The organism is Novipirellula aureliae (assembly GCF_007860185.1).
In the GTDB taxonomy this organism is placed as follows: Bacteria; Planctomycetota; Planctomycetia; order Pirellulales; family Pirellulaceae; genus Novipirellula_A; species Novipirellula_A aureliae.
Genome location: NZ_SJPY01000005.1, coordinates 468,713 through 490,022, shown reverse-complemented (window position 1 = coordinate 490,022; position 21,310 = coordinate 468,713). Strand labels below are relative to the sequence as shown.

At 52.6% G+C, this 21,310-nt stretch carries 18 protein-coding genes and 2 tRNA genes; 6 read left to right on the top strand and 14 right to left on the bottom strand.

Features of this window, described 5'->3' with window-relative positions:
- Window positions 1-65: 65 nt before the first annotated feature.
- The gene (locus Q31b_RS17135; protein WP_146600859.1) at window positions 66-404 is read left to right on the top strand and encodes a hypothetical protein; all 339 of its coding nucleotides are present in this window, start codon (window positions 66-68) and stop codon (window positions 402-404) included.
- 90 nt (window positions 405-494) lie between these two features.
- On the opposite strand, the gene Q31b_RS17130 is transcribed toward Q31b_RS17135, so the two are convergent.
- From Q31b_RS17130 to Q31b_RS17110, 5 genes are all read right to left on the bottom strand, one after another.
- A complete protein-coding gene (locus Q31b_RS17130) occupies window positions 495-821 on the bottom strand; it encodes a type II toxin-antitoxin system RelE/ParE family toxin (protein ID WP_197171708.1) in 327 nt (108 codons plus the stop codon).
- Window positions 818-1,066, bottom strand: a complete 249-nt coding sequence (locus Q31b_RS17125) for a hypothetical protein (protein ID WP_146600857.1) — start codon at window positions 1,064-1,066, stop codon at window positions 818-820. Before Q31b_RS17125 ends, Q31b_RS17130 begins: the two co-directional genes overlap by 4 nt.
- 986 nt (window positions 1,067-2,052) lie before the next feature.
- Entirely contained in the window at window positions 2,053-2,679 is a 627-nt protein-coding gene (locus Q31b_RS17120) for a transposase (protein ID WP_146600996.1), read from the bottom strand.
- Between the two features lie 218 nt (window positions 2,680-2,897).
- Entirely contained in the window at window positions 2,898-3,314 is a 417-nt protein-coding gene (locus Q31b_RS17115) for an HNH endonuclease (protein ID WP_197171706.1), read from the bottom strand.
- Window positions 3,315-3,380: 66 nt separating this feature from the next.
- Window positions 3,381-3,725: a hypothetical protein gene (locus Q31b_RS17110; RefSeq protein WP_146600855.1), complete on the bottom strand. Its 345-nt coding sequence runs from the start codon at window positions 3,723-3,725 to the stop codon at window positions 3,381-3,383.
- A gap of 431 nt (window positions 3,726-4,156) precedes the next feature.
- On the opposite strand from Q31b_RS17110, the gene Q31b_RS17105 reads away from it, so the two are divergent.
- The gene (locus Q31b_RS17105) at window positions 4,157-4,450 is read left to right on the top strand and encodes a hypothetical protein (RefSeq protein WP_231617642.1); all 294 of its coding nucleotides are present in this window, start codon (window positions 4,157-4,159) and stop codon (window positions 4,448-4,450) included.
- 108 nt (window positions 4,451-4,558) lie between these two features.
- Here the strand turns inward: Q31b_RS17105 and Q31b_RS17100 are convergent.
- From Q31b_RS17100 to Q31b_RS17080, 5 genes are all read right to left on the bottom strand, one after another.
- Window positions 4,559-4,632, bottom strand: a tRNA-Asp gene (locus tag Q31b_RS17100).
- Between the two features lie 580 nt (window positions 4,633-5,212).
- Complete coding sequence (gene nusA, locus Q31b_RS17095) at window positions 5,213-6,652, bottom strand: transcription termination factor NusA (protein WP_146600853.1); 1,440 nt, start codon at window positions 6,650-6,652, stop codon at window positions 5,213-5,215.
- A gap of 266 nt (window positions 6,653-6,918) precedes the next feature.
- Window positions 6,919-7,179: a hypothetical protein gene (locus tag Q31b_RS17090; protein ID WP_146600852.1), complete on the bottom strand. Its 261-nt coding sequence runs from the start codon at window positions 7,177-7,179 to the stop codon at window positions 6,919-6,921.
- A 111-nt stretch (window positions 7,180-7,290) separates the two neighbouring features.
- On the bottom strand, window positions 7,291-7,626 hold the full coding sequence (locus Q31b_RS17085; protein ID WP_146600851.1) for a hypothetical protein: 336 nt from the start codon (window positions 7,624-7,626) through the stop codon (window positions 7,291-7,293).
- A 185-nt stretch (window positions 7,627-7,811) separates the two neighbouring features.
- Window positions 7,812-8,399 (bottom strand): NUDIX hydrolase, encoded by a 588-nt coding sequence (locus tag Q31b_RS17080; protein WP_146600850.1) that lies wholly within the window; start codon window positions 8,397-8,399, stop codon window positions 7,812-7,814.
- A 585-nt stretch (window positions 8,400-8,984) separates the two neighbouring features.
- Here Q31b_RS17080 and csrA point away from each other — a divergent pair.
- Both csrA and Q31b_RS17070 read left to right on the top strand, forming a co-directional pair.
- Window positions 8,985-9,188, top strand: a complete 204-nt coding sequence (gene csrA / locus Q31b_RS17075) for a carbon storage regulator CsrA (protein ID WP_146600849.1) — start codon at window positions 8,985-8,987, stop codon at window positions 9,186-9,188.
- A 312-nt stretch (window positions 9,189-9,500) separates the two neighbouring features.
- Window positions 9,501-9,573: transfer RNA gene (locus Q31b_RS17070), tRNA-Glu, on the top strand.
- Between the two features lie 392 nt (window positions 9,574-9,965).
- Here Q31b_RS17070 and Q31b_RS17065 read toward each other — a convergent pair.
- Genes Q31b_RS17065 through Q31b_RS17055 form a run of 3 tightly spaced genes read right to left on the bottom strand, consistent with a single transcriptional unit; the run spans window position 9,966 to window position 13,389 of the window.
- A complete protein-coding gene (locus Q31b_RS17065; RefSeq protein ID WP_146600848.1) occupies window positions 9,966-11,594 on the bottom strand; it encodes a glycoside hydrolase family 5 protein in 1,629 nt (542 codons plus the stop codon).
- 29 nt (window positions 11,595-11,623) lie between these two features.
- Complete coding sequence (locus Q31b_RS17060) at window positions 11,624-12,043, bottom strand: gamma-glutamylcyclotransferase family protein (RefSeq protein ID WP_146600847.1); 420 nt, start codon at window positions 12,041-12,043, stop codon at window positions 11,624-11,626.
- On the bottom strand, window positions 12,040-13,389 hold the full coding sequence (locus Q31b_RS17055; protein ID WP_146600846.1) for an asparagine synthase-related protein: 1,350 nt from the start codon (window positions 13,387-13,389) through the stop codon (window positions 12,040-12,042). Before Q31b_RS17055 ends, Q31b_RS17060 begins: the two co-directional genes overlap by 4 nt.
- A gap of 247 nt (window positions 13,390-13,636) precedes the next feature.
- Between Q31b_RS17055 and Q31b_RS17050 the strand changes: the two genes are divergently transcribed.
- Together Q31b_RS17050 and Q31b_RS17045 are read left to right on the top strand one after the other, a co-directional pair.
- Complete coding sequence (locus Q31b_RS17050) at window positions 13,637-15,076, top strand: DEAD/DEAH box helicase (RefSeq protein ID WP_146600845.1); 1,440 nt, start codon at window positions 13,637-13,639, stop codon at window positions 15,074-15,076.
- On the top strand, window positions 15,070-16,275 hold the full coding sequence (locus Q31b_RS17045) for a DUF790 family protein (RefSeq protein ID WP_146600844.1): 1,206 nt from the start codon (window positions 15,070-15,072) through the stop codon (window positions 16,273-16,275). The genes Q31b_RS17050 and Q31b_RS17045 overlap by 7 nt, the downstream gene beginning before the upstream one ends.
- A 20-nt stretch (window positions 16,276-16,295) precedes the next feature.
- On the opposite strand, the gene Q31b_RS17040 is transcribed toward Q31b_RS17045, so the two are convergent.
- On the bottom strand, window positions 16,296-21,257 hold the full coding sequence (locus Q31b_RS17040) for a beta strand repeat-containing protein (protein WP_146600843.1): 4,962 nt from the start codon (window positions 21,255-21,257) through the stop codon (window positions 16,296-16,298).
- Between the last annotated feature and the right edge of the window lie 53 nt (window positions 21,258-21,310).

The window sequence follows — 21,310 nt, the reverse complement described above, 5'->3', positions numbered from 1 at the left end:
AGGATTCTCCAGCCGACTCGCCTCAAACCACGGACTTCATGGATTCTTTATCCGGCTGAAGTAGCATGAAAACGATCATATCGTCTATCGGTTTCGTTGCACTGCTTTGGATTCAGGGCTGTAGTGACGCTAGGCCGATTCCAGCGTATGACATGGTAGACCCCGTTCCATCTGGCTGGCGAATGACGCCTGACGAAGCGGTACTGGCTGCGACAAGTTACTGCGAACAATCTGAAATGACCAGCCATATCCGCCTCGGACCGCCCTCCATTGTTGTTGACGAATTCGACGGCGAACGCCTTTGGTACCTTGGGTACCACCAAAATTCGACAATGCCCGGCGATCATTTCGGCTTGCTGATAAACGACTCTACTGGAGAGATACAATACGAGCCTGGCGAGTAACACTTGCGATTGCTTCGGATACAATGCCCTTGCCTGCGCGACACATGCCGACGGATAACGATCCGATGAATCGCAGTCGGCCACGACCGTTTACTCTGTGGTCAGCGTTAATCTGGCCGACGCGGTTATCGTTGGTGTTATCCGACTGAAGCCCCATAACAAGCCCGACGGTTTCACCTTGACGACCCGCACGATCTTGTCGTCGCTCAACACCTCGAAGATTGCTCGCAACGGGCCATGTTCGATCGCGTACAACCCCTCGCAAAGCTCAACGCCTTCGCCAATTGCATCACGCTTCAATGCTTGGTCGATCTCGTGGGCTGCTTTGCTGATCTTGTTTCGATCTGGCAGGGCCAACCAGATACTAGCTAATTCCTGTTCCACGCTCTCCACCCAAACTACCGTTGGCCCTTTCATGCGGAGTCCAGTTTCGATAGTCGCTCGAGTACTTCTTTCGTTGTTCGCCCAATCGGCTCATTCGCTGCCCGATATTTTGCTTCCTCGATCTCCGCATCTGAAAATGGCTTTGTAAAAAAACCGATTCGCTTCCCGCTATCATCAACTATTTCGATGGCCTCACCGGATGACTCGATCTTCAACGCTTGCTCTGCTGTGACTACGATCTGTACCATGTCGTCCCCTTGGATATAAGTTGATTTCATTGTATCTCGACTGGTTTGGCCCGACAACTGGCGCAAATCCCTGTACAATGCCCCATTCCGGCGAATAACATCTACATGGCCCTCCTTGTCAACCGGTACGTACCTTCCCCCAGGGTAAAAGTCTGAATTTTTTCACAGCTTGTTTTGGGGAGTTCCCTTTCGCCTTCGCGGTGTCGCTCGCCATGCACTGGCGACACCGCGAAGGCGAAAGGGAACGGACCAACACGTTTGAGTTCGATACCTCAAAAGAAGCTCGATCAAGGCGTCGAAGCCCTTATTTCCTTTTGTCGAGGCCCGAGCTCACCGCCCTGGATTCCCCCGACACGTTTTACTGCTATCGGTTGACTTTTCCTATTGAGCTTGCATTCGATCTTAGTAACGACAGCGGTTCGCTTTTGCGTTTCTCTACTACGAAGTCATCCCAAACGGTTCATCCGAATTCGTTAATTCGTCATACCGCGTGGCCGCTTCAAACATCTACCGTGGCTCTGGCAAGTCAAACCCGTAAGCTTGACTCACTACCAGTGCGAAACCTTAGTCGTTAAACCAACGCTTCACACCAGTGGCGCAGAAACTCATTCTGACCGATCCGTTCCTATTCAAAGGGGTTGGTTTGCTGCCTCTGTCCCACTCGGTATCCCGAAAGATCCGAGTAGCGGGAAAGCTCCAGTTATTGTGGCGGGTAACGGTTCGGTGCGGACTTGCACACTCTGATCGAGGCTTACTCCTGTACGTTGTTTAAGTTGTGATTTGGCGTTGTTGTTCAATAAGTCCACCCAGCTAAGTTTCCAATCAATCCGCGTGAGATCAGAACAGCTGCCGCAGTTAAGCTTCGTGGGTTCGTGTGACGAATCACCGTCCCAACACTTCAATATCGTTTCAGCTCAATCGGTTGCGATCGTTCTTTGGCGTCTCAGTTATCCGAACGGATGACCCGGCCGGGTGGATGTGTCTATTTTGCGTTACGAGTTTGTATCGGTTCCTTATCACCCAATCATTCGATCGAGGTCGAATACTTCGCCGCGACACAGCATGAAGTAGACCGCTCGACCGAGTTTGACTGCGAGTAAACTGTTGGCTCTCGCTTTACCATGTTTCTTTTCAATTCGATCACAAAATGCTTTGGCGCGAGCGTCTTGTCGCTTGAGCAGTGGGATCGCTTCGCTGAACGCCCACTTCAAGTAAGCGTTACCGATCTTTTTGCCAGGCGAACCGTACTTTTTGCCGTTGGATTGATGTTCGCCTCGAACGAGTCGACAGTACGACAGAAAGTCGCCAACGGTAGGAAACCGCCGAATGTCGTGGATCTCGTAAAGCATCGTCATTGCGATGATCGGACCAACACCTGGGATTGTTTGTAAACGAAAGAAGCTGTTCGCATCGTGAACCTTGGCCGACTTGGTAAGAAACGTTTCGAGCTTCCGAATCGTCCGGTCGTCATCGGCGAGTCTCTCCAGGTCGGCTAACCAGTACCCGTTGAATGTGCATTCGCACCCGACCACAAGATCGGGCAGAAAGGGTTTGATTTTCGCAAGAAAATCGGGAATGTTGTTAGTTGAGAAGTGTTGGTGGAGTCGTTTGTTACCGTCTTGGTCAACGACGCAGGCGTACATCGCTCCGGCGTGCAAATCGATTCCACCGTAGAAAGGAAGCCAGTGTAGAATACAAATTCATTGTGGTTCTCCTTGGGTGATGATTGGGTTTTAGCCAGATGTCGTAACGCACCCTTCGGGTGACGTTTTTCGCACTGCAAGCGTAGCTTGCAGAAGACGAATTAGACGGCTTTGCCGTCATGGAAAAGCTCACACACCCAAGGAGGCCATGATGAATATCACATCAATGAAGCGAAGAGTTCAGGGTCATTCTTATGGCAAATGTCGATGATCCGCATCCAAGTGAGCCGCCGTCGAACTAGATTCGCCGAATTCAATCCCATCACCGCGATGACGCGGCGTGCTTCGTCGTTCAAACCTGAAAGTCGTCCACCGAGATGAACTCGAAGCGCCGATTCCAAAAGAGCTTGTGTTGGATCTGGCACCAGCCGTTTTCCTTTGCGGAGATTACAGGCGCGACACGAATAGACGAGATTGTCGTATTCCAGACTCGCCTCTGGCGAACGAGCCACCGGCTCAAAATGGTCGAGGTCAAATTCGCCCAGTCGCTTTCCCCACTGTTCGCGAACCAAGCAGTACACACAGCGAAACGAAAACTCGTCACGCAGCCATGGCCGGACCGATTGAATGTGCAAATAACCACTCGGTTCTGACGAGGAACGAGCGGTCCGTCTGAATATGTGAAGGCAAGCGGCGGCACACTACGCATCCGGTTGAGAGAGTAGCCGCTTGTGTGGCTTAAGTGCTTCTTCCAATGGCGGCGATGCTATTTCATCGAAGTGCCGCTCTGCCATCTTTTGTAGGCCCGCGAGCTCTGCGCGTTCAGGCACACCGATAGTGCCAGCAATTTCACGGTCGATCAACACACAGCGACGGTCGTCTTTCTCAGGCGTCCACTGAGAATCACTTCCGTTCGCACCCACTTCCTCGGAAACAAACCGCGTCACAGCTAGTTGGATCAAATCCACAACGTCTTGCCCGGTCTCGTTAGCATGAGCGGAAAGACCATGTTGGATTTCGGCAGGAAGATCGATTACGTACTTCATGCCCCCCCGTTGTATCACAGGAAACGGCCAAAAAGCTAGTGATTACTAGGATATCCACGAACGCTGAGTGGACCTCGCGGTTTGCAATTGGTATGGCGTTTGATTGCGATACCGATCAGAATTGCGTTTTTCGCATTGAACTTCGGTAAACCAGGAGGGCTAGCCCGGATGATTCATGGGCTTGCAAATTGTTTTGCTAACGTCTACGCCTTCAAGCGTTTACGTTCATTGCTCGAAAAACAGTCTGCGTATTAGCCGTTTTGGCGTTAGCGGCCTGTCGATTTAATCGTTTAACGCTTAGCCGAAGGCGTCAGCTTTTCCATAAGCGGTCGCCTACGGCTTGGCGTTAAACGATAAGTCGAGTCAAACCGATTAAATCAGCAGGCCGCTATGGCCAAAACGGCTAATGAATCATCCGGGCTAGGATGGCCATGTCAGCTAAAGCAAGTGCTCGAGCACTCGAACTCGCTAAGGAATTAAATGAATTCAATGGCGGTCGTTACCACGATGACGGCACGCCCAAGACGTTCGATGAGCTAGAGATCGAAACCAATGCCTTGACCGATCTGCTCAGCTCCATGGCACTCAACGAGTCGGCCAAGGATCTACCTGGTGAAGAAAAACCCGTTCGTTGCCCAAAGTGCAAAGCCGTGCCCGAGCCGCATGACCCGGACGACGACGAGCCGATGGTCATTCAGTCCGCTCGTGGCGAGGTCGAGTACTAAATGGGTGTCAAACGGTACGAAGAGTGGTATGCCGAGTATTTTTAACCAACCACGAGCATGAAAAAACCCCGCCGTAGCTTGTTGTTACGACGGGGTCTTTCTTTATAGCGACGCGGACGGGACTCGAACCCGCAACCTCCGGATCGACAGTCCGGGGCTCTAACCAATTGAGCTACCGCGCCTCACGAATCTGTCGAAAAAGACAGATCCGTTATACGCTCATCACTTACTTGTTGATTTCACAAACGTTGCGAAAACTTTGTTTCGCCGATCCGCTGAACTAGCCAGCGTTGTTGTGAGTGAGAATTATATCGACCTCGTCAGTCGCTGCAAGTCGCCTTTGCCAAGAAGTTTGTAAAACTGGAAATTTTTTGGTTCGCTTTATGACGGTTGTAATGAAATCGCGAAAGCCAATCACTCACCCTGGCCAATATTCACGCTTATCTGGCGGTAATTCGCCGCAGAGAAACCTAGAGTCTTATGCAGAGTCGCCCTGAATGGAACGAAAAGAATTCGTTCAGGAGCACTCGGTCGATTTGTTTCCGACTCTCACGAAAACACCCATGCCACGACGCGTATTATGATCTACGACCTATTGCTCGCGTTCTCCATGTCCGAATGGTATCATGATGGAGTTCAAGAATTGATCTATGGATTTAAGCACATGGGAATGACCCAGTGGGGCATCGCTTCGGCTTGCGCCGTGGCTTTTAGTTTTCTTTGCCTCAAGGGCAACATGATAAAATAACGTCGGCCGACGCCTTACTCGCCCTCTTTTGGCGTTTCAGTCTTTGTGTCCGCACTTGAGTCCATCTCAACTTCCGCTTCGGGCTTAGCTTCCGCTTCGGGCTTGGCTACCGCTTCGGGCTTGGCTACCGCTTCGGGCTCAACTTCCGCTTCGGGCTTGGCTTCCGCTTCGGTTGCCGGAGCAGCCGGTTCTGGGTTACCAGCGGCTACATCGGAGCTTGGTTCGGGTTCTGTAATTCCGGCAGCTTCCGCTTCTCGCATCAAGCGTTCGTTCTCTTTGCGATTTCGTCGTTCTTCGGCGGCAGCGACTTCAGCTTCCTCCGCTCTCGCCTCAGCGGTTTCGACGATATAATCGACTTGTTGTTCCGTTAACCCGCTCATTTCCATAAACAAATCGGGTTCGATAACGGACAAGTCGTCATAGGACAAGTAGCCTTGTTCAACCAGTGATTGGGCGATTTCGTCGGTGATACCTTCGATCGTGCTATAACCAGCGACGGCTCGTTCGATTTGTTCTTCCAATTCACCGCCGGTCATGATTTCGATATCCCAGCCGCACAGTTTACTGGCGAGTCGAACATTTTGGCCACGTCGGCCGATTGCCAACGACAACTGGTCCTCTTGAACCAACACAATTGCGCGGCCGATCATATCGCACAACAAAACTTGCTCGACGGTTGCCGGTTGCAAGGCATTGGGGATCATCACTTCGGGATCATCACTCCATCTCACGACGTCGATATGTTCACCAGCGAGTTCTTCACGAACGGCCTTGATTCGGCTGCCCCGATAACCAACGCAAACCGCGATCGGATCCACTTGAGAATCCACGCTACTGACGGCCACTTTGCTTCGATATCCAGGCTCGCGGCTTATCGATTTGATTGAGATCACTTCTTCGGCGAGTTCAGGTATTTCTTGCTCGAACAACGCTTGGACCAATTGTGGACGCGTTCGGCTGAGCACGACCCGCACCCGGTTTCCTGCCGCTTTGACTTCGAAGACGACAGCGCGGACTCTTTCACCGGCATGCAATGTCTCGCCAGGAATTTGTTCGCTGCGCGGCAAAATGGCTTCAACATTGCCTAAGTTAACCGTTGCCACGCCGCCATCGGCTCTTCCGATAATCCCGGCGACAATTTGACCGACTTGTTCGCGATACTCGTTCATCAGAGTATCACGTTCAGCCTCTTTGACCTTTTGGATAATGACTTGTTTGGCGGTTTGAGCCCCGATTCGACCAATTTGGTCATCGCCAAGCGGTTCGCCTTCATAGATCGCTGAAATGCGTCCGTTTTCCCGGTTGAGCTGAACCGCGATGTTGGCATCTTCGCCATACTGCCGCTTTGCGGCCGTCTGGAGAGCCGACTCAATCGCAGAAAACACGATCTCCGTATCAATATTCTTCTCACGGTGAAGCGAATCGACGTATCGAAGGATGTCTTGCGGATTCATAATGATTTGGTTTGATGAGGTGCTAATAAAAAAAAGGCCCGGACCTTTTCAGGATCGGGCACGTCGAAAAATGCTCGCTTGTTTCCATTCACGATATCGATTTGATCAGCGGATGTCAACCAAGATAGCGAGCGGAATTTGGGCGTGAACTCGACCCTCAAACGTCCCCTTACGGGCTGTCGATTTAATCGGTTTGACTCGACTTATTGTTTAGCGCCAAGCCATAGGTGACCGCTGATGGAAAAGCTGACGCCTTCGGCTAAGCGTTAAACGATTAAATCGACAGCCCGCTTACCGGGCACCGTCAAGCGGGCAAATCGGTCACCCGTCGACGGGCCATGGTGCCGAGAAACAGGTACACCGCTGGCGTGGTAAACCGTTCGGCTCGCCTGTGGACGGTCATCGTCGTTTCGAAAAGCGTCGATGTGAGATTTCGAGATTGGTAGTCGGATACGCGTCATGCCGTCGATCGGCTTCGTCTTCATCGCCCATCGAATCGGTGCGCGGTGAACGGAACTCGGGTTCATTGTCTGGCTTCTATTACGGAAGCCGATTGCAGGGAGCACTCACTCGAATGGAGCCAAGCCTGTTTCCCAACTTGGTTGGTCATGCTTGTCGAGCAACAGTCGCTCGACTGGCTAACCATCCATGTCCGCATCCGAATCGAGATTGGCGGGTGCAGCAAACATCTGCAACGAATAGGGACGAGTGGAGTCGTCGGTCGAGGTTAGCGTATCAACCGGATTGGCTGGCTGCCAAAATTCGCTCATTCCGTCATCGGCAAGCGGAAAACAACATTGCCCCGAAGCGGGCCGAATCGCCCCAAGATTGCTTATCAAGAACAGGACAACTGCGAACAATACGATCCAAACAGGCCGCGGCAAATCGACGATTTTGGGTCGATCCTGAGCGGGCTTGTTGGTTATTTGAAGACCGTTCGTTGAACGATTGGAGGGTAGACGATATCGCTGCATTTCTTGGCCTCGGCTCGTGAAGTTATTGCCGTCCCGCTAGCAAGTTACGCGATGGCATTCAAACGAAATCAAGCCCATGCAAACGAGGGACCAGACCGGAACGTCACCTTGAATTCGCGGGCATCGCCGGCAAGAGGCCAGGCCGGGCGAGCGAAATGTTTCAGCAACGCCACACCACTTGGTGATTATTCGCAACAAGGGTTGAAAAGAAACGCATAGAGACCTACCAACGTTTTTGCATCCTTGATCCGGTTTTCCGAAATCAAGCTTCTAACCTGTTCGCGAGAAACGATTCGGTTGACGATTTCCTCCGTCGCTTCCCGTGCAGCTTTGCCCTCGGAAAGCCCTCTCGCGATAAATAGCGACATTCGCTCATCACAAATTCCTGGTGCGGAGTAGAAATCGTGCAGCAGCGTCATCGATTGGGCCGTGTATCCGGTTTCCTCGGCTAATTCTCTTGCCGCGGTGGTTTCGGCCGATTCGCCGACTTCACGCGTTCCCGCAGGCAGCTCCAATAAGGTTTCACCGACGGTCGGACGGCGGTTCTCGATAAGCACAACGGTATCGCGATCAAGTAGCGGCAATAAAACGACCGCCCCAGGATGTCGGACCACCTGGCGTTGGTAGGTCTTGCCGTCATTTCCGGTAAGCATCATTTCATAAACGTCGAAACGAGAACCTGTTAATAGGAGACGCTCAGGATGAGAGCGATCCTGCTTGTTCAAAGGGTTCTCGCCGGCAAGATCGGCTTGGCCCGTTTTATTGGAACTCATAAGTATTCTTTCCGTTCATCGGCTCTAAATCCGAAGTCGTTCCCGATTGATTCGCATTTCGAAGAGCTGGCACTCGAAATCAATGGAGAGGCCTTCAATTGTAGAGGGGGTTTGGCGAGTTTAGCGAGGAAGTGTAGCGAGCGAAAAAGCCTCGGCATGGTAGTTGGTGTGGTGGTAGGTGTCCAACCCAACGTACTACGAAAACAATCGAGATCAGGTTTCTCTCGATTTAACGAAAAAACCGTTTCCAATTGGGTTTCGTGGTCGAGATCGAAAAACAACGTTGATTTCCCCGTGTTTTTACGGTTTCTGTGTTTGGAGATTTGCGACGATCCTGGTTTTCAAGGCTCCAATCGTTTGCAATTCCTAAAAAAGTGAGTTTGTCAAGGGTAATTTCCTTGACGTTTGCAAAAATTGACTTAGAGTTCATGGTGTCAGGAAAGTGGGACACCACGGAGCGCTCCTGCGGACGAGAGCCGGCCTACGGCGGTGATTGCGGGAATGGATCTTCCAACAAAAAAACCCGGGCTGTAGGCAACTGAGAAACGTTTGACATTTACGGCCGGTTAGAAAAGGAATTGAGAGATGTTAGTATTATCGAGAAAAAAGAACGAAAGTATCATCATCAACAACGACATCAAAATTGTCGTCGTTGAGATTCGAGGCGATAAGGTTCGCCTTGGCGTCGAAGCACCTCGCGAGGTGCCGGTGCATCGTCAAGAAGTCTATGACGCCATCCAGCGTAGCATAGAGACTGGCGATGTTTCGATTGAATCCCAAGACGCTTAGTCCGTGCTTCGGCCGGACTTTGGAAGGAATGCGTTGTATGGGAAACCTCAGTACGCGATCGATTCTTGCAAAGTTTCTCCCGTGCTCTCGTTGTCTTCGCCATCAACCTTCGTCCAGCGCATTGCTATGACGCGATAAGGGGTGAATCCTCTGCGTAAATTTAGTGCGTTGAGATTTTTTTGAATTGGCACGAAATCTTGACCAGTAAAGCCTTGACGGCACTAGGTAGTCTTCGATACAACCTGTGCCATCACAGTTGAGAAACGTTGGTGACGGCGAAAGCCGGCAAGGCATTCTCACAAGCAGTTAGACGGCCCCTTCGTCTAGCGGTCTAGGACACCGCCCTTTCACGGCGGCGACACGGGTTCGAGTCCCGTAGGGGTCACTGAGTGACGAGTCACTCCCAATTCACAACCCGCAAAACCAATTGTTTTGCGGTTTTTTTCGTGTCCGATCCGATCGCCTAAAGCGTCCAGGTCGACAACGATGGGGCCGCTAGAGAGACCGCCGGTCATATGCTTGAATCACGATTGGTTCTCAATGAGGATCCCCTCGCCCAGTGATCGGGCGTCACTTGCAGGTAATGGGATTCTGCTGTCTCGGTTGAATGACCCGGACACGCATCGACCACATGGTAGCTGCCACCTGTTGTTCCGCCCGGACGGCCGGACAAGCCGGACGGAAGCAGGAAACGGTGTCGCAACTCGGTTGGTATAACTTCGGTTGTGTAGGCATCGGCGCGATAGCCCCATTGTTGATCGTTCTCGCAGGCCGCCTTCAATACTTCTGTAACAGTTGCAACATCTTGCGATCGAGCTTGTGGGTTTTGTAATTCTCGTACTCGACATCCGATCGCTGGCTATCCAGGACACCGAACGGGCCTCGGAAATTCCATAACGCCCACCCCATCTCCGCTTTCTGCCAGTTGCTTAAGCAATCTTCCATCCAGCGAAGCGTATCGGCGTGCGGCGTATACTTGTAGCAGCCAAATTCGCCAACGATCACGCCACAGCCTCGTTGCTTCATCTCCAACCACGGGGCAATCGTTTTGTCCCAAAGCCATTGGCCGTCTTCCATGTTGGGTCCGATGAACGGAGGAGCAGCATTCGGACCTCGAAAGATTGCCTGCGCTGGTTTCTTTCCCCATTCGCTCCCCAGTCGGAGTACTTGCTCAGGATTATCGCCCATTCGCCGCAGAGCAATCTCATCGATCAACAACCAATCCCCACCCGTCAAAGCAATGACAATCTCGCTAGTGCCAGCTGGGATACCGACTTCATAACTGCGGTCGTAGAAATTTTCATAGATATTCCACTGAGCCTTGTAGACCGACCTTTTCCATTCGTCTTCACTGGTTCTTTCAGGGCGACACACAAAGGCCTTTCTCCAGACAATTTCACCGTCCATCTTGACGACAAGATCCGCACGGTCCGAGACTTTGTTGAGATGGATTCGGAGGCTGTCGCATTCACTAAAAACACCTCGGATTTTCATCGGCATTCGCGCTTCCGCTGACAATCCTTTCTTTTGGGGTGCGTACAGGAATCCGTTTGCCGATACTCGCGGCCAACTTGGCGGCGAACCGACCGCGTCCTCATTGACCCACTCCGCTCGATAGTGCGTCAAGTCGAAAGGCATGTAACCGCGGGTCGATTGAGCGACGTCCAAATCGACAAACGCGGGCACGCTCTCCATCCCCCAATTCACTCCATCGGCAACGATGAGTCGATCGGGATCCTCGTTTCGGATCACATTGGCCATTTTGCTGACGACGGCGACATAGTTTTCGACCGCAACCCCCGACGGCTCGTTAAACAAATTGAAACTAAGATTGCGGCTTGGCACATCGCGGTATCGTTTGGCGAACATCGCCCAATGTTTCGCACAAGCCCGCTGAGTTTCCAGGTCTGTCCACACCGACGTTGGTTCGGCTGGCGAGGCCACCGTGTAACCCGGTGCGCGGTGAAAATTGATCATTACATGTATGTTGTAACGCTTCCCCCACTCGACCGCTTGATCAATCTCTTTGAGTTGTTGTTCGTTGATTCGATTCCAATCGCCACCTTCGATCCAAACTCGATAATCGAGAGGTAAGCGAACAAAATTGAACCCTAGCTCATGGATCATTTTGAAATCGTCTTCGAAGAATGGACCATTCTTAGCGAGTCGCGAATTGCCATCGGATTTCAAATAAAACTTTTCAAGCAAGTTGAAACCACGCCAGCGCGGCAAATTTTTGGCAGATGCCTCGGGTAGCGACGTTGTGCCAGGAGACGTTGTGCCAGGAGACGGTTGTCCCGTTTCATGCGCGGAGGCGCTCGGATAAGAAACGAGCCAGACAGCAGCCCAGACAGCAGCAAGGAGCAAAAGAATGTTGCAGCGGGGAGAGGGAAGGGAAGGTTTCAAGAGACGAGCTTCCTTTTCGAAGGATTGGATCAAAACGCCAACCACTCGACGTCGGTTTGGTCACCGCGTGGCATCATCCGACTGAACCCGTCGGCAGCGGGATCAATCGCATAGTGATAGGTGTACGCTTTTCCGATCCGTGTCATGTCTTCTGCAAAAACATCCACGACGACGCGGTGGTACAAATCGGGTACACCATATTGATTCGTTCCTTCGATAGCGTCAATCGCTTCGAGCACTTCCGGTAGCTCCGATTCGCGAAACAGCCGGTATTCACCTTTGACGCGGGTCTGACCTGGCATCATTGCGGGATAGTCTGCACGATCGTAGAGCGTGCCATAGGTCCAAGCCGATGTGATTTTCAGTGGGACACATGGCCATAACGAATCGCGGCAGCCACCTTGTTTTAGCGTTCCGTAGACGAAAAAAGCATGGACGGGATCCCTCATGCCTGAAGCCTGTCGAACTCATTCCGATAATCTCTAGCGGTCGACGGAAATATCTGCTCAAACGTTTGTGATGAAACGGCTCCACGTTGAAATCGCCGCTTTGGATAAATTGGCATTTCGAAGCCAGTGATCTGCTTGACGCCTCGGCGTACCACTTCACCTTTGAGTGCATAAAGTTTCTCTGGCTTGCGTTCGGTCAGTTCGGCAAACGGAATACCTTCAGCGATGTCAATCATGTTCGGTAACGCGTAGGGGCTGAATCCAGAGAACCCGAGCAGTCGTCCCGGCGCCCACGTCCGGACGTGCCCTCGACTTTGACCACCCGAATAGGTTTTGGAGTGCTTAACCGCATCGATTCCCCAGCCCTCTTGATAGAGCAGCGTATGACCGAGGACGTGGTCGATCGTCAAGCCCGGATTATCTTCGATCGGATAGTCTTTCAAGTTTTCATCGCCGCCATCGCCATCGACCAACCATCGCCAATCGGGATATCGCTCGCGGATCGCTTCGCAGATCGCGTAACCAGCGGTCGCGGACTGAATATCGAGAGGTTTGTAATCCTCGACCGCAGCGATCGCTTTTCGAAAATCGACTTGAGACAACGGAACGTCGACCTCTTCGACAAAGGATGTCAGGTTCAATGTGTTGAGAAAATCGATCGCTTGCTTACGGTCGTCGCCTTCACCGCCAATCGACAGCGTAAATGCACGCAATCGGTCGAGTGAATCAGATCGTTCGCTCAGCAAATGATGCAGTAAAAGCAACACGGAACCACTGTCAATGCCTCCCGAGAACATCACTCCAATCGGTTCGTCATCGGGCAGCACATCGAGCCAACGATTTAGCTCCTGCGTCAATTGACCGATATAGGTCTTGCCAATCAAATCCAAATCGACGGGTAAACGGTTCCTCTCTGGCCTCAGGAACCGTTCATATCGCGGCGAGACATCCGAAGACTCTGTTAAATCGATCTCACACAAATAGTGGGCCGGAACCATCCGAGTCAGTGCCGAGTCAAACGATGCTGCACATCCCTGGGCTACCAAAAACTCATAAATTTCGTCGATACGTTCTGCCACAACCAGGAAGGACTTGTCCTCGAAATCAGCGTAATAGTACCGCATCGGTCGAGCGATCGTGCGAGCCATCCGCAGCAAAGGGCCGGTCGGTTGCAGCACTGCGTACTGGCCATTGATTCGTCGAATCTGCTCTACATCGCCGCTTTGTATCGCTTCATCCGCCTGGGATTGCGAGCAACTGAGAAACAGGTTCGCCGCAGGATCGACCAAGTCGACAAATTGCCGAAGAGGTTTTGGATTGGTTGCTTGGGAATTTGGGTTCGTCATAGAGATTGCTAACGATAGATGATGGCTACGAGGTTTCGGAAAATTTCACGTTGGTTCATCAAGGAAAATCCTTGTTGGGAACGCCGACCGTGCCGCCTAAGTTCATTCTATATTATTGAAAACGTCGACGAAATCACACTCAGGTGAATGAAATCGAGCCTATTGGAGACAAGGCCTCCAATGAGTACCCTTAACGGTGGCCAGCGAATCGTTAGTCAAAACACACTCAAGTCATATTCCAAAAAACATGTTTGATCCTCATTTATCCGACGACGATCAACCTCGGGATCACTCGCCGGTTCGCTTATCGTTTGAGCAGGGAACGTTGACGTTGTGCGGTGTCTCGAATGACTTGATCAAGAAGGTTTTCGAACCGGCTCAATGGGTGTTTGATGTTCGCAGCCAATCCTACCGTACCGACGCCTACCAATATCGAGAGGTTGTCGACCGTATGAAAAACCGAATCGCCGGTACCTTTCAAGACGAAGTTCCCGATTGGAAACCGATTTCGATTCGCCAACCCAACCTTCACCATTTGCGTGCCGACCAGACCGAGGCGGTCGATGCTTGGATGAAAACACGGCGTGGCGTCGTCGTGATGCCAACCGGAACAGGGAAAACGGAAGTTGCTTTGCAGATCATTTGCCGGCTCGGGTGCAGCGTTTTGGTCGTCGCTCCCGTTCGCGATTTGATGTATCAATGGCATGAGCGAATCATCAAAGCGACGGGGATTGATGCTGGAATCATTGGAGATGGCGTCCATCGAGTGAGTCCGATCAGCGTAACGACCTACGACAGTGCTTCGATTCACATGGCTCGAATTGGCAATCGATTCGAGTTGATCATCTTCGATGAGTGCCACCATTTGCCAAGTCCGATGCGGCAGGACGCAGCTTTGATGTGCGCGGCACCGTATCGGTTGGGACTTACGGCAACCCCACAGCGCGGACGTGGCAAGGTCGAGAACAATGATGCTTACGACGAGTTTCTCGGCCCTCGCGTCTACACTCAAGCGATCGAGGCCGCACGAGGGAAAACGCTGGCGGCTTACGACGTGATCCGAATCGCGGTCCATTTGTCGGACGAAGAACGCAGCCGCTACACCCGTCTCGGCAAGATTGTCGCAAAATACATTTCGGACCGTCGGGCGGACACTCCCGACTATGATTGGAAAGCATTGTGTCGTGACAGCGGTCACAGCCCGGAAGCTCGTCGCGCGTTGGTTGCATTTCATGCCAAACGATCAATCGAAGATCGTGCGGCGGACAAACTTCGGATTATCGAGGATCTTTTTCGGCTTCATGCCGGCGAGCCAGTCATCGTCTTTTGCGGATCCAATGCGATGGCTCGTGACGTGTCGCTGCGTTTTCTCATTCCTTGTCTCCTAAGCCATTGTCGAAAACGAGAACGGCAGGAGATCCTTTCCGGCCTACGTGAGGGACGTTATCCAGCGATCGTTGCCAACCGTGTTTTGGACGAGGGGGTCGATTTGCCAGAGGTTAACGTGGCAATTGTCGTCGGTGGGGGAGCGGGGACTCGTCAAGCTCTTCAACGGCTCGGCCGTGTTCTTCGCAAAAACCAATTTGGTGGCGCGGTCTTTTATGAAATTGTTACCGCGGGAACTCGCGACGAACTGCGGTCTCGTTCGAGACGAAGCAGTGATGCTTTTCGGGTCAAGTCATGTTGACGAATGAACAATCCATCCTCCATTTCGATTTCCACAGTCAAGTCGTCAAACCCGATCGGTTGGTCCGAACTTCACACGCACACTACTTGGAATTATCGAGGCGATTGATTCATGTCTACCAAAGCAGTGTCGGGGAACCGCGTAAGGTCTTGCACAGACGAGTGCAACAAATCCTACAGCCGATTGAAGATTGCCCGACTCGTCGAATCGCAGCATTTTGCAAATTGCTTGATGATGAGAGTGTCTATGCGAAAGACAAAGCTGGTGCGGCTGCAAAACTTCGCAGCCGCGTGTTTGGGCTAGCTGCGAAACGCCATCCACTCGTGCAGAGCGCTGATCAATTGTTCGACCACTGTGAAAGCATTGTCAAAGCAGAGATTGCCGCAGAATTCGGAAGACCTTGGGATGAGATTGCTGGCCAGCTTTTCAATGATGTGATTGAATTTCATCCGCTGAAAACTCCTCCACTTGATTTACAGCCGAGTGATCTACTGAGCCGTTACAACGTTGCACAAACACAAACGGCTTTGTATGGTGCCGTGTCGATGACGGTTTGGGCCAAACAAGATTTCAAGAACATATTACGCTATGCGAAACTAGCCCGATTGATGCATAGCATTCGTCGACAAGACGACACGTATGTATTCCGTTTTAATGGCCCCGCTTCGGTGGTTCGCAGCACCAAAAGATACGGAGTCAACTTTGCCCGCTTCTTGCCTAGCCTACTCGCTGCGGATGATTGGCGGATGCAAGCAACCGTCGTGGGACCAATGAAACGTCGATTCGCTTTACAGCTATCGAGCCACGACGGTTTAAAGGGCCGAATCGAAGACGCTGATTTCGATAGCCGAATCGAAGAAATGTTCTTCACCGAGTGGCATGGGAAAGAGCGATGTGGTTGGGAGTTAACACGCGAGTCGGCGATATTGCATCAAGCACAAACCGTTTTCATGCCCGATTTTACGCTACGTCATCCACAGCATGGCGAGGTTTTACTGGAGATTGTCGGATTTTGGACTCCAGAATACTTGCGAAAAAAAGCGGCGACGTTGGAACGATTTCGTCGTTCAGGTCGGATTCTCTTGGCAATTGCCGAAAGTGTCAATGAATCGATTCCGGACCTTGGGATTGAGCGAATTGTGTACAAGTCGAAGCTCTTACCCAAAACCGTGTTGGCTGCTCTGAATGAGATGGTCTGATTCTCGCACTGTTCTCGGAGTTAGTCCAAGAACGTTTCGACGCCGCTGCCGCCCTTCTTATTCGCACTACGATGTGCGGTTAGTAGTGCCGAGGGGTCGATCAGCCGCCAAGTCGGCAAACTTCCGAAAATCGTCGTCAGTAGCACTCCGCCACGCAGTGCCCACAAGACATAACCGACCGTAGCGATGCCGGCAGTCGCTCCGACCACGCCGACGTTTTCGGTACCAAACGAGATCGATTCCTCGCCTGGACCATTCGCATCCTCAAGCGGATGCCAGCCCACACTATGTGTCAAATCCAACAACAGCATCTGATCGAGTGAATCCACTGCGTTCGCATGGACCCGGCTAAGGTTCAATTGCGATGCGCTGTTCCACTGCATCCCATTCTCACGCGTTACCGAAAAACCTGAATTGCCAAACCCATCGTTCATTGGATTCCCATCGGCACCGCCGAGTGAATCGACTACGATTCCTGGCGCAATCTGACTACCATTGTCATTTGACCCCGAATTGTTCGAACTCGATGTCGCGTTAGCGGGGACTTGCCCGACAAGCATGTCATTGTTGTCGAGCGCGTCGGTAGCAGAAGGGTCGTCGGATCCATTATCATCCGTGTCGCCGAGTTCCTCCGTATTGCCATCGCCATCCTCTCCGTCTCCGTCTCCGCTGCCCGCGTCGATCGCATTGATCGTCATCGTCACGGTGACTGGGTTACTGTCTAATTCCCCATCATTCGCAACATAGGTAAATGTATCGATCCCGAAGTAGCCGCCGCTAGGTGTGTAGACGAAGTTACCATTCATGAGCGTCGTTAAAACGCCATGCTCGGGACCGTGCACAATTTTCACAGTCAATACACTTGAGTCGACATCGCTATCGTTATCGAGCAAACCAGGATGGACGATGATGGCATTACCCATATTCAATGTAAAATTCTCGCCGACTGCGATCGGGGCTTCGTTCACATCGATAATTTGAATGGTCGTGTCCATCGTTGCCATCGATCCATCACTGCTAGTCGCTTGGACCGTGACCACATGACTCTGTATTGCCTCATAGTCAAACACTGCCGCCGTCGTCACAACGCCTGTTGTTGCATCAATCGTAAAGGGGCAATCAACGCAGTTGATGATCTCGTAGGTGATGGCGTTATTGGTTCCGTCTGCATCGACTGCAAACGCGGTGAAGCCGACGATCGTCCCAATCGCTGAGTTTTCATTGACCGCATTGACGGAAAGGTTAGCGTCGACAGGTGTCGAGATGTTGAATTCGTTTACATCATCGAGTGAAACCGTAAAATCCTCTTCGTAAGAACCGCCTGTTGAATCGGTAACGCGAACAGTGATCGAATGCTGAGTAATGGATTCGTAATCCAAGCGGCCACTGTCCGTAACACGGATGTTCCCAGCAGCGTCAATCGCGAACCGTCCATCGGCGTCGTCGGTCAACGAGTAGGCATAGACGTCACCCGTATCAACATCGCTCGGCGTGACTGTACCGACAATTTCATTGTTTGCCAGGTTCTCATCGATCGTCATATCGGTCGCGTCAAGATCGTGAGGATTATCGTTCGAACCTTCCACGGTGATGCGAATTTGGGTCGTGGAGGCGATTCCGTGATTGTCGATGATCGTGTAAGTAAACACATCCTCGAGTGTGTCCGAAGACGTAAGCAGTGCCTCCACATTCGGGTTGGAATTGTCGATTTGGTAGACGTAGTTACCACTTGCGTCGATGACAATCGATCCATAGGTGCCGCTAACACTACTACCGACTGACCCGACCGCTACGATTTGATTGCCAGCGACGACGCCCGAGACAGTATGAGTGTCAATCGTATCAATATCGGAGTCATTCGCTAGGACATTGCCGACGGCGTCCAATCCGGCCGTCGAATTGCTAATCCCTCCCGCTTCGACCGAGGTTGCCGTGTCCGCATTAGCAATGGGGCCGTCATTGCTTCCCGTCACCGTGATCGTGACATCCGCTTGACTCGTCGCACCGTGGTTGTCGGTCACTTCGTATGTGAAGGTCACAACACGTGTTTCGCCGAGTGCCAGATCCTGGAAGTCGGCTCCGGGTTCGAAGGTGTAGTCTCCGTTGGATTGGACCGTGACACTGCCTTCGGCTGTGTTGGTGATTAACGAATAGGTGTGCGTGTCGTTAGCATCGACGTCCGTTTCCGAAAGCGTTCCGTTGACGACTGCGCCGTCTTCGATCGCCGTGTTCGTTCCCGCTTGAGCAACCGGCCCATCGTTCGTTCCGGTAACCGTGATCACGACGTTGGCTTGACTGGTTGCACCGTTGTTGTCTTCCACCTCGTACGTGAAGGTCACGTCGCGTGTTTCACCGATGGAGAGATCTTGGAAGTCCGCGCCCGGATCGAAGGTGTAGTCACCGTTCGATTGCACCGTAACGCTACCCTCGCTGGTATTCGTGACTAGCGAGTACGTATGCGTGTCGCTGGTGTCTACATCGTTTTCACTCAGCGTTCCGTTGACGACAGCGCCGTCTTCCGTCGCCGTGTTCGTTCCCGCTTGAGCCACAGGTCCGTCGTTCGTTCCGGTGACCGTGATCACGACGTTGGCTTGGCTAGTTCCGCCGTTGCCGTCGTCAACTTCGTAGGCAAAGGTCACATCGCGTGTTTCGCCGAGTGCCAGATCCTGGAAGTCGGCTCCGGGTTCGAAGGTGTAGTCTCCGTTGGATTGAACCGTGACGTTTCCTTCGCTGGTGTTGGAGACCAACGAATAGGTGTGCGTGTCGTTGGCGTCGACGTCCGTTTCCGAAAGTGTTCCGTTGACGACTGCGCCGTCTTCGGTCGCCGTGTTGGTTCCCGCTTGAGCAACCGGCCCATCATTCGTTCCGGTAACCGTGATCACGACGTTGGCTTGACTGATTGCGCCGTTGTTGTCTTCCACCTCGTACGTGAAGGTGACCTCGCGGGTTTCACCGAGAGAGAGATCTTGGAAGTCCGCGCCCGGATCGAAGGTGTAGTCACCGTTCGATTGTACCGTAACGCTACCCTCGCTGGTATTTGTGACTAGCGAGTACGTATGCGTGTCGCTGGTGTCTGCATCGGTTTCACTCAGCGTTCCGTTGACGACTGCGCCGTCTTCCGTTGCGGTATTCACTCCCGTTTGCGCCACGGGTCCGTCGTTCGTTCCAGTAACGGTGATCACGACGTTGGCTTGGCTAGTTCCGCCGTTGCCGTCGTCCACTTCGTAGGTAAAGGTCACATCGCGTGTTTCGCCGAGTGCCAGATCCTGGAAGTCGGCTCCGGGATCAAATGCATAGTCTCCGTTGGATTGAACCGTGACACTGCCTTCGGCTGTGTTGGTGACTAACGAATAGGTGTGCGTGTCGTTGGCGTCGACATCCGTTTCCGAAAGCGTTCCGTTGATGACCGCGCCGTCTTCGATCGCCGTATTCGTTCCCGCTTGAGCAACCGGCCCATCGTTCGTTCCGGTAACCGTGATCACGACGCTGGCTTGACTGGTTGCTCCGTTGTTGTCTTCCACCTCGTAGGTGAAGGTCACCTCGCGGGTTTCACCGAGAGAGAGATCTTGGAAGTCGGCTCCGGGTTCGAAAGTGTAGTCACCGTTCGATTGAACCGTAACGCTACCCTCGCTGGTATTTGTGACTAGCGAGTACGTATGCGTATCGCTAGTGTCTACATCGTTTTCACTCAGCGTTCCGTTGACAACTGCGCCATCTTCGGTCGCGGTATTCACTCCCGTTTGCGCCACAGGTCCGTCGTTCGTTCCGGTGACCGTGATCACGACGTTGGCTTGGCTAGTTCCGCCGTTGCCGTCGTCCACTTCGTAGGCAAAGGTCACATCGCGTGTTTCGCCGAGTGCCAGATCCTGGAAGTCGGCTCCGGGATCAAATGCATAGTCACCGTTGGATTGAACCGTGACGTTTCCTTCGGTCGTATTGGAGACCAACGAATAGGTGTGCGTGTCGTTGGCGTCGACATCCGTTTCCGAAAGTGTCCCGTTGACGACCGCGCCGTCTTCGATCGCCGTGTTGGTTCCCGCTTGAGCAACCGGCCCATCGTTCGTTCCGGTGACCGTGATCACGACGTTGGCTTGACTGGTTGCACCGTTGTTGTCTTCCACCTCGTACGTGAAGGTGACCTCGCGGGTTTCACCGAGAGAGAGATTTTGGAAGTCCGCGCCCGGATCGAAAGTGTAGTCACCGTTCGATTGTACCGTAACGCTACCCTCGCTGGTATTTGTGACTAGCGAGTACGTATGCGTGTCGCTGGTGTCTACATCGTTTTCACTCAGCGTTCCGTTGACGACTGCGCCGTCTTCCGTCGCCGTGTTCGTTCCCGCTTGAGCCACAGGTCCGTCGTTCGTTCCGGTGACCGTGATCACGACGTTGGCTTGGCTGGTTCCGCCGTTGCCGTCGTCCACTTCGTAGGTAAAGGTCACATCGCGTGTTTCGCCGAGTGCCAGATCCTGGAAGTCGGCTCCGGGTTCGAAGGTGTAGTCTCCGTTGGATTGAACCGTGACACTGCCTTCGGCTGTGTTGGTGACTAACGAATAGGTGTGCGTGTCGTTGGCATCGACGTCCGTTTCCGAAAGCGTTCCGTTGACGACTGCGCCGTCTTCGATCGCCGTATTCGTTCCCGCTTGAGCAACCGGTCCGTCGTTCGTTCCGGTGACCGTGATCACGAAGTTGGCTTGACTGGTTGCACCGTTGTTGTCCTCCACCTCGTACGTGAAGGTGACCTCGCGGGTTTCACCGAGAGAGAGATCTTGGAAGTCCGCGCCCGGATCGAAGGTGTAGTCACCGTTGGATTGAACCGTAACGCTACCCTCGCTGGTATTTGTGACTAGCGAGTACGTGTGCTTGTCGCTGGTGTCTACATCGTTTTCACTCAGCGTTCCGTTGACGACCGCGCCATCTTCGGTCGCGGTATTCACTCCCGACTGTGCCACGGGTCCGTCGTTCGTTCCAGTAACGGTGATCACGACGTTGGCTTGGCTAGTTCCGCCGTTGCCGTCGTCAACTTCGTAGGCAAAGG

Coding starts and splice junctions, on each gene's coding strand:
- Q31b_RS17120 (WP_146600996.1), bottom strand. CDS start 2,679: ATGTACGCCTGCGTCGTTGACCAAGACGGTAACAAACGACTCCACCAA.
- Q31b_RS17130 (WP_197171708.1), bottom strand. CDS start 821: ATGAAAGGGCCAACGGTAGTTTGGGTGGAGAGCGTGGAACAGGAATTA.
- Q31b_RS17060 (WP_146600847.1), bottom strand. CDS start 12,043: ATGAGGGATCCCGTCCATGCTTTTTTCGTCTACGGAACGCTAAAACAA.
- csrA (WP_146600849.1), top strand. CDS start 8,985: ATGTTAGTATTATCGAGAAAAAAGAACGAAAGTATCATCATCAACAAC.
- Q31b_RS17050 (WP_146600845.1), top strand. CDS start 13,637: ATGTTTGATCCTCATTTATCCGACGACGATCAACCTCGGGATCACTCG.
- nusA (WP_146600853.1), bottom strand. CDS start 6,652: ATGAATCCGCAAGACATCCTTCGATACGTCGATTCGCTTCACCGTGAG.
- Q31b_RS17135 (WP_146600859.1), top strand. CDS start 66: ATGAAAACGATCATATCGTCTATCGGTTTCGTTGCACTGCTTTGGATT.
- Q31b_RS17080 (WP_146600850.1), bottom strand. CDS start 8,399: ATGAGTTCCAATAAAACGGGCCAAGCCGATCTTGCCGGCGAGAACCCT.
- Q31b_RS17085 (WP_146600851.1), bottom strand. CDS start 7,626: ATGCAGCGATATCGTCTACCCTCCAATCGTTCAACGAACGGTCTTCAA.
- Q31b_RS17110 (WP_146600855.1), bottom strand. CDS start 3,725: ATGAAGTACGTAATCGATCTTCCTGCCGAAATCCAACATGGTCTTTCC.
- Q31b_RS17045 (WP_146600844.1), top strand. CDS start 15,070: ATGTTGACGAATGAACAATCCATCCTCCATTTCGATTTCCACAGTCAA.
- Q31b_RS17125 (WP_146600857.1), bottom strand. CDS start 1,066: ATGAAATCAACTTATATCCAAGGGGACGACATGGTACAGATCGTAGTC.
- Q31b_RS17090 (WP_146600852.1), bottom strand. CDS start 7,179: ATGAACCCGAGTTCCGTTCACCGCGCACCGATTCGATGGGCGATGAAG.
- Q31b_RS17055 (WP_146600846.1), bottom strand. CDS start 13,389: ATGACGAACCCAAATTCCCAAGCAACCAATCCAAAACCTCTTCGGCAA.
- Q31b_RS17105 (WP_231617642.1), top strand. CDS start 4,157: ATGTCAGCTAAAGCAAGTGCTCGAGCACTCGAACTCGCTAAGGAATTA.